Origin of the sequence: Sphingopyxis sp. (assembly GCF_035565275.1) — a bacterium.
In the GTDB taxonomy this organism is placed as follows: domain Bacteria; phylum Pseudomonadota; class Alphaproteobacteria; order Sphingomonadales; family Sphingomonadaceae; genus Sphingopyxis.
Window position 1 is genome coordinate 1 of the sequence record NZ_DATMST010000253.1, and the last position, 8485, is coordinate 8485.

Genomic DNA, 8485 nt, shown 5'->3' on the forward strand with positions numbered 1-8485 from the left:
ACGCGCTGGCGATCCTCGACCGCGCCATCGAACAGGCGCCCGCCGAGATCTGGCCGCTGTCGATCAAGTCCGGCGTGCTGGCGGCCGAGCGGCGCGATGACGAAGCGCTCGCGGTCCACGAAGCGCTCGTGAAGCGCGCACCGCGGGTCGCGCTCTTGTGGACGAACTATGCCCATGCGCTACACGCCACCGGAAAAGCCCAAGCCGCACTCACCACCTATCGCACCGCGCTCGAACTCGATCCGTCGAGCGGATCGGCCTGGCTCGGCCTCGCCAATCTTCGCGCGCGCGCTTTCGGCGTCGACGATATCCGGTCGATGGAAAGGGCACTCTCCGGCGTCCGCGATCCTTCGCAGCGGGCGCAGATGCTCTTCGCGCTCGGCCGCGCCTGCGCCGATCGGGGCTCGTTCGGACAAGCGTTCGCGTGTTACACGAAGGCGAATGGCGAGCGCGCTGCCGTCACGCCCTATGATCCGCAGATCCTGCGCGATGCGGTCGCCGCGCATCGCGCGCTCGACCCGGACTTTTTCAAAGAACGACAGGGTGCGGGACATGATGCAGACGACGTGATCTTCATCGTCGGGATGCCCCGATCGGGCTCGACGCTCGTCGAACAGATGCTGTCGAGCCACCCGATGGTCGAAGCGGCCGGCGAACTGTTCGAACTTCAGGAAATTGCAGCCACCATCAGTGGCGGAACGTGGGCCGGATTGCCTGCAGCCATTGCGCGACTGACGCCGGACGAGCGAAAAGGCCTGGGCCAACGCTATCTGGCGGCGACGCGCCGGTACCGGCGCACAGATCGCCCCTACTTTACCGACAAGATGCCCGCGAACTGGCGCTTCGTCGCGCTGATCCACCTGATCCTGCCGAACGCGAGGATCGTCGACGTGCGCCGCGCGGCGCTTCCGTGCTGCTTTTCCGCCTTTTCGACCTATTTCAACCGCCAGACCAGCTTTCCCGCGTCGCTGCGCGACCTCGGCGAATATTATCGCGGTTATGTGGATATGTCGGCGCGAATCGACGAGCTCCTGCCGGATCGGGTCCATCGCGCGAACTATGAAGAGCTGGTCGACCGCCCCGAAGACACGGTGCGAGGGCTGCTCGACCATCTGGCGCTTCCCTTTGCATCCGCATGCCTCGATTTCCACGACAACCCCCGGGCGGTGCACACGCCGAGCGCGGCGCAGGTCCGGCGGCCGATCGACCGGTCGAACCTCGAAAGCTGGCGCGATTTCGAACCATGGCTCGCTCCGCTAAAAGCAGGTCTCGCCTCGACGCCCTAGCACCTGCCCATATTGGTGTGACGTTTCGTCAACCAAACGGGGTTGAAATCGTCATACCACTTATGTAGACCAATGATCATAAGAGATCGTTGGGAGGATGGATATGATGCTGTTGCGGGCTGCCTTGACGGTCGCGATCGGCGTTACGGCGGCACAGTCCGGCCTCGCCCGAGACATAGCGGTTGCCGATCAGATGCAGTTCAAGGCGGCGGTGAAGGTCGCCAAACCCGGCGACTCGATCATTCTCGCCGACGGCGAATGGCGCGATTTCCAGATCGCGTTCACCGGCAACGGTACCGCCGGCAAGCCGATCACCCTCACCGCGAAGACCAAGGGCAAGGTCGTGCTGACCGGCCAGTCGAACCTGCGCCTCGGCGGACAATATCTTGTCGTGTCGGGACTCGTCTTCCGGGGTGGTGCGAGCCCGACCGGTCAGGTCATCAGTTTCCGCCGCGATTCAAAAACCCTCGCGCATAACAGCCGCGTCACCGAGGTGGTGATCGACGGGTACAGCAAGGCCGACCGCCGCGCCGAAGATATCTGGGTCGCGCTCTACGGCACCGGCAACCGCGTCGATCATTCGCATTTCGAAGGCAAGACCAACGCGGGGGTCACGCTCGCGGTGATCCGCCGCGCAGGCGATCCGCTCGATAACCGCCACCGCATCGATCACAATTATTTCGGCCCGCGCCCGCCGCTCGGATCGAATGGCGGCGAGACGATCCGCATCGGCACCAGCGAGGAATCGCTGTCGGCATCGAACAGCATCGTCGAACGCAACATTTTCGACCGCACCAGCGGCGAGGTCGAGATCGTGTCGGTCAAATCGGGCGGCAATATCATCCGCGAAAATCTGGTGCTCGAAGCGCAGGGTGCCTTCGTGCTGCGCCACGGCAACGGCAACCTCGTCGAACGCAATATCTTCCTTGGCAAGGGCGTGCCCGACACGGGCGGCGTGCGCATCATCAACCGTGACCAGATCGTGCGCGGCAATTATTTCGAAGGACTCGCGGGCACCTCGTTCAAGAGCGCGATCAGCGTGATGAACGGCGTGCCCAATTCGGCGGTCAACCGCTATCATCAGGTCGCGAACGCGCTGATCGAGGGCAACAGCATCATCGACAGCGCACGCATTACCCTTGCGGCAGGCGCCGATGCCGAACGCTCGGCCGCGCCGACGGACAGCAAATTCGAACGCAACCTGATCGTCGGCGCCAAGGGTCAGGATCCGTTCCGCGCCGAGGGCGAGATCGGCGGCATCGCATTTGCGGGCAATGTCGAAGCGAAGGTCGCCAAGCCGTTGCTGGGCGCAGGCGTCGAGCAACGCGACGTCGCACTCGAACGGACAGCCAACGGCCTGCTGTATCCGGTCGATCCTGCGCTTGCCGCAGTCGGCGCACCACGCGATCTGAAGCCCGTGACGCGCGAAGAAGTAGGCGCGCGCTGGTATCGCGCCGACGCTCCCGAGGCCGCGTTCGGCACCGGCGCGACGCGGGCGCTCGCGGCTGGTGCCTCGCTTGCGCAGGCGGTCGCCGACGCCAAGGCGGGTGACACGCTGGCGCTCGTCACCGGCACTTATGATATCGCGGCGCCGCTGATGGTGCGGCATCGGCTGACGATCGCGGGCGCGAAGGACGCAAAGCCCGTGCTGCGCGTTGCGTCGAGCCTCGCCAGGATCGCGGGCGGAAAAGGCCTGCAGCTCGAAAATCTGGCGGTCGACGCAAGCGCCGCACAGGGCGAAGGCGCCTTGGTCGCGGTAACCACAGGCGTTGCGCCAAATTATAGCGTGATATTCGACGGCGTGTCGGTGCGCGGTCCCGGCAGGGGCCGCCTTGACGGCATTGCCATGGCGCCGGGCACCTTCGCCGACGATGTGACCATCCAGAACAGCGACTTCGCCGAAATGGGCGTGGTCGTCGCGGCGACCGGCGAGCAGGAACCGAAAGGCTGGTATCCGATGGAACGACTGACGATCAGCGGCAGCCGCTTCGCGCGCGTCGCGATGATTGCCGACCTGCTGCGCAAGGGAACCGACGAAAGCACTTTTGGGCCGTGGTTCGCGATGACCGGGTCGAGCGTCGCCGACAGCGGCCGCGATGGCGCCTCGCTGCGCATTTCGGGCGCGCAGCATGCCGACATCGCGCAAAACAACTTCGCCAAATCGGACGGAATTCTCGTCATCCACTCGGTGGGCGCCCCCGAAACGCGCATCGCATCGAACGCCTTTGCCGCGACGCCCGCGCCACGCATCGAGGAACTCGCATGGAAAGGCCCGCCGCGGGGACGGCTGGTCGGCAACGTCGTGGAGGCACGTCCATGACCCGCACCCTTGCCCTGCTACTCGCTTCCGCCACGCTGCCGGCGCTACCCGCCGCGGCGCAGACGCCACCGACCGCTTCGGCGCAGGCCTTCGCGCCGCTCTTCGCTGCCGAGATCGAACGGGCGAAAGCAGGAGTCGACGCGTCGATCAGAGCCGGGATCAACGTGCCCGTGCCCAAGGATCCGGGCGGCAGCTTCACCCACGAACAGCACAAGCGCAATTATCGCACGATCTTCGAAGGCGGGCAGCTTTACCGCCTGACGGGCGAGGTCCGGTATCGCGATCATGTCCGCGACCTGCTGCTCGCCTACGCCGATCTCTATCCGAAGCTCGGCGCGCATCCCGCAGCGTCGAACCAGGTTCCGGGCCGCCTGTTCTGGCAGAGCCTCAACGACAGCGTGTTCCTCGTGAACGCGGTGCAGGGTTATGCCGAGATCCGCGGAGCGCTGTCCGCCGCCGACCGTCAGCGTATCGACGACCAGGTCATCCGCCCGATGGCGCGTTTCCTGTCCGACGGATCGCCGGAGGTCATCAACCGCATCCACAACCATGCGACCTGGGCGGCCGCAGGCGTCGGTCTGTCGGGCTATCTGCTGGGCGACCGCAACCTCGTCGACAAGGCGCTGCTCGGGCTCGACAAGAGCGGCAAGGCCGGGTTCCTGCGCCAGCTCGACCTGCTCTTTTCGCCCGACGGCTATTATGCCGAGGGGCCCTATTATCAACGCTATGCGCTGCAGCCTTTCGTCGTCTTCGCGGCGGCGATCGCGGCCAATGATCCGGGTCGCAAGATTTTCGAGTATCGGGACGGTATCGTGCTCAAGGCGATCCGCACGGCAGTCGACGTCACCCACGACGGTTACTTCCTGCCGATCAACGACGCGATGCCCGACAAGAGCCTGCGCACCGAGGAACTCTATCACGCGGTCGCGATCGCCTATGGCGCGACCAAGGACCCGACGTTCCTGTCGATCGCCGACTGGCAGGGGCGCACCGTGCTGACCCCGGCGGGGCAGGCGATGGCGGCCGACCTCGCGGCGGGCAAGGCCAAGCCCTGGCCGTTCGCCTCGCGGCTCCTCTCTGATGGTCCCGAGGGCAAGGACGGCGCACTCGTCCTGCTCCGCACCAAGCCCGATCCGGCTGGCCCGTTGCTCGTCGCCAAGAACACGGTGCAGGGCATGGGGCACGGTCATTTCGACCGGCTCGGCTGGCTCTATTATGACGAAACCGGCGCGGTGGTGACCGACTATGGCGCCGCGCGCTTCCTCAACGTCGAGGCGAAGCGCGGCGGGCGCTACCTGCCCGAAAACGACAGCTGGGCGAGCGCGACGGTCGCGCACAACACGCTTGTCGTCGATGAACAAAGTCACTTCGCAGGCAACTGGAAAACCGGAGAAAAACTTCCGACGCGCCAGCTTGCCGCATCGCTCGACGGCCCGACGCGCTATGCGATCGGCGAAATCGTCGGCGCGTACAAGGATATTAAAATCCGCCGCGCACTGCTGCTTGTCGAGGTCGACGGTCTCTCCAATCCGCTCGCGCTCGATATCCTCCGTGGAACTGGCAGCGGCAGGCATCGCTATGACCTGCCGCTGCATTTTTCAGGGCATATCATCGACAGCGACATCGCGTTCGAGCGCAAGCTCGCCGAGCGGCCGGTGCTGGGCAAGGCGAACGGATATCAGCATCTGTGGGTCGACGGCGAAGGGACGAAGGCCGGCAAGGCGCGGCTGACGTGGATGCAGGGCAGCCGCTTCTACAGCTATCATATGCTCCCGCCCGCGGGTGCACACTTCATCGTTGCCGAAAGCGGTGCGAACGATCCCGAGTTCAACCTGCGCCGCGAACCCGCGCTGATCCAGCGCGTCGACGGGGCGGCGGATGCGACTTTCGTCAGCCTGCTCGAACCGCACGGCGCCTATGACGCGTCGGCGGAGACCGTCGTCGCAAGCAGTGCGCGGGTCGCAACGCTCGAGCATCGCAAGGAAAAAGGCGTCGACCTTGTTCTGATCACCCTCGTCGACGGACGCCGCATCGCGTTGGCTGTTGCCGACGACGTCACCGCCGACACCAAGCACAGCGTCACCGTCGATGGCCACGCCCTCGCCTGGACCGGCCCCGTCGGCCGCCTCGACCTCGCCAAGACCGGAGCGAAGAAATGAGCAAGATCAAGGGCCGCTTCCGCTGGTGCGTCATCGCCCTCATCGCCCTCGCCACCGTCATCAACTATATCGACCGCAACGCGCTCGCGGTGATGTGGCCCGAAGTGTCGAAGGAAATCGGCGCCACCAAGGAAGATTATGCGCTGCTGGTGACGATCTTCATGATCTTCTACGCCTTTGGCCAGTCGATCTTCGGGCGTATCTTCGACGCGATCGGCACGCGGATGGGTTTCACCATCTCGATCGTCGTCTGGTCGCTGTCGATCGCGGCGCATGCGCTGGTCCGCTCAATGCCTTTGCTCCTCGTCCTGCGCGCGACGCTCGGGGTCAGCGAGGCGGGCAACTGGCCCGGCGCGGCCAAGGCGAACGCCTTGTGGTTCCCGTCGCGCGAGCGCGCGCTGGCGCAGGGCATCTTCAACGCCGGCGCCTCGCTGGGCGGGATCATTTCGGCGCCGCTGATCGCGCTGCTGTTCGTCCAGTTCGGCTGGCACGGCACCTTCCTTTTGATCGGCGTGCTCGGCTTTGTCTGGCTCGTGCCATGGCTCTGGTTCTACAAGGCCGACCCTGAAAAGCATCCGGGCCTGAACGAGGAAGAGCGTCAATATATCCTGACCGGGCGTACCGAGGCGGGACGCGATGACAGCCGCCGCGTGCCGCTCGGCGAACTGCTGCGCTATCGCCAGAGCTGGGGCGTGATCCTGTCGCGCTTCTTTCTCGACCCGGTGTGGTGGCTCTTTGTGTCGTGGCTGCCGATCTACCTCGCCGAAACCTTTGGCTTTGACGTCAAGCAGATCGGGCTTTTCGCCTGGGTGCCCTTCGTCGGCGCGATGCTCGGCAGCCTGTTCGGCGGCTGGTTCGCGGGGCAGATCATCAGCAAGGGCGGCGGCGTCCACAAGGCGCGCATGACGACGATCGCGATCGGCTGCGCGATCATGCTGCCGTCGCTGTTGTTCACGATCGGTGCGAGCGATCCGCTGACTGCGGTGCTGTTGATCGCCTGCATCCTCTTCGGTTTCCAGATGGCGATCGGCAACATCCAGACGCTGCCGAGCGACTATTTCGGCGGTGGCGCGGTCGGCAGCCTTGCCGGGATCAGCGGTACCGCCGCGGTTGCGGGCACGCTGATCACCACCTGGCTCGTCCCCGTGCTCACCAAGACGAGCTACGCACCGATCTTCGCGCTGAGTGCGGCGATCGTGCCCATCTCCTTCCTGTGTTTCTGGCTGGTCGGCGGTCGCGTCGCACCCGTCACCACCCAACCCGCCCACAATCAAGAATAAGGAACAGCATCACATGACTCTCCAGGGGAAAACCGCGCTCGTCACCGGCGGCGGCCGCGATATCGGCCGATCGGTCTCGATCGCCCTCGCCCGCGCCGGCGTGCGCGTCGCAATCAATTACAACAGCGGCCGCGAAGCTGCTGAAGACACGCTGAAGGCGATCAAGGATGCCGGCGGCGACGCCTTCCTGATCCAGGCCGACGTCACCGACAGCGGCGCGGTCAAGGCGATGCTTGACGAGGTCGGCATCGCGTTCAGCGGCCGGCTCGACATCCTCGTCAACCTTGCAGGCGGGATGATCGCGCGCAAGACGCTGAGCGAGATGGACGAGGAATTCTTCGACCATGTCATGACGCTCAACCTCAAATCGGCGTTCCTCGTGCTTCAGGCGTCGCAGCCCTTCCTCGGCGAAGGTTCGGCGGTCGTCAACGTGTCGTCGCTCGCCGGCCGCGACGGCGGCGGCCCGGGCGCCTCGGTCTATGCGACCGCGAAGGGCGCGCTGATGACCTACACGCGCTCGATGGCGAAGGAACTCGGGCCGCAGGGCATCCGCGTCAACGCCGTGTGCCCCGGACTGATCGGCACGAGCTTCCACGATATCTTCTCGAAGCCCGAAGGCCGCGCGGCGACCGCGGGCAACACGCCGCTGCGGCGCGAAGGTCACCCCGACGAGGTGGCGGACACGATCGTCTATCTCGCCTCGCCCGCCGCGAGCTTCCTCGCCGGCGTCTGCCTCGACATCAACGGCGGCCTCGCCTTTTCCTGATTGGAGATCGATATGCGCTGGCTTGCCGCAACAGCCACGGCCGCCCTGCTCGCGAGCGGGGCGCAGGCCCAGACCCGCGAACGGACCGATGCCGAACCGCTCGAGCCGTACAAGATCATCCTGGTCGGCGATTCGACGATGGCGCCGCACAGCGGCTGGGGCGGTGCGTTTTGCGCGCACCACGTCAAATCGTCGGTCGCCTGCCTTAATGCCGGGCGCGGCGGGCGCAGCACCCGCAGCTACCGGCAGGAAGGCGGCTGGGACATCGCTCTCGCCGAGGCGAAAGTACCGGGATATCGCGGAACATGGGTGCTGATCCAGTTCGCGCATAACGACCAGTCGTCGCGCCCCGAACGCTGGACCGACGAAACGACCGAGTTTCCCGCGAACCTTCGCCGCTTCGTCGAGGAAGTGAAGGCGGCGGGGGCGACGCCGGTACTCGTGACGCCGCTGACGCGCCGCGAATTCAAGGACGGCAAGCTCAAAAACACGCTCGCAAGCTGGTCCGGCCAGATCCGCGACGTCGCGAAGGCGATGGACGTGCCGCTCGTCGACCTCAACGCGCTGAGCGCGCGGCAGGCGCAGGAGATGGGCGCCGAGATGGCGACCAAGCTCGCGCAGGAGCCGCCGACCGGGGAGGAACTCGCCGCGGCGAAGACGGGCACGACGCTGCC

Annotated in this window: 6 protein-coding genes; all 6 read left to right on the forward strand. The window is 65.6% G+C overall.

Going from position 1 to position 8485, the window contains the following annotated elements:
• Positions 1 to 1286: sulfotransferase family protein (locus tag VN047_RS17335; protein ID WP_325544853.1), on the forward strand; the 1286-nt coding region annotated here is incomplete at its 5' end.
• Between the two features lie 103 nt (positions 1287 to 1389).
• The gene (locus VN047_RS17340; RefSeq protein ID WP_325544855.1) at positions 1390 to 3606 is read left to right on the forward strand and encodes a polysaccharide lyase 6 family protein; all 2217 of its coding nucleotides are present in this window, start codon (positions 1390 to 1392) and stop codon (positions 3604 to 3606) included.
• On the forward strand, positions 3603 to 5765 hold the full coding sequence (locus VN047_RS17345) for a heparinase II/III domain-containing protein (RefSeq protein WP_325544857.1): 2163 nt from the start codon (positions 3603 to 3605) through the stop codon (positions 5763 to 5765). The genes VN047_RS17340 and VN047_RS17345 overlap by 4 nt, the downstream gene beginning before the upstream one ends.
• The gene (locus VN047_RS17350) at positions 5762 to 7045 is read left to right on the forward strand and encodes an MFS transporter (RefSeq protein WP_325544859.1); all 1284 of its coding nucleotides are present in this window, start codon (positions 5762 to 5764) and stop codon (positions 7043 to 7045) included. The genes VN047_RS17345 and VN047_RS17350 overlap by 4 nt, the downstream gene beginning before the upstream one ends.
• Before the next feature lie 13 nt (positions 7046 to 7058).
• Positions 7059 to 7811, forward strand: a complete 753-nt coding sequence (locus VN047_RS17355; protein ID WP_325544861.1) for an SDR family NAD(P)-dependent oxidoreductase — start codon at positions 7059 to 7061, stop codon at positions 7809 to 7811.
• A gap of 12 nt (positions 7812 to 7823) precedes the next feature.
• Positions 7824 to 8485, forward strand: a 662-nt coding sequence (locus tag VN047_RS17360) for a rhamnogalacturonan acetylesterase (RefSeq protein WP_325544863.1), incomplete at its 3' end; no start/stop codon positions are given.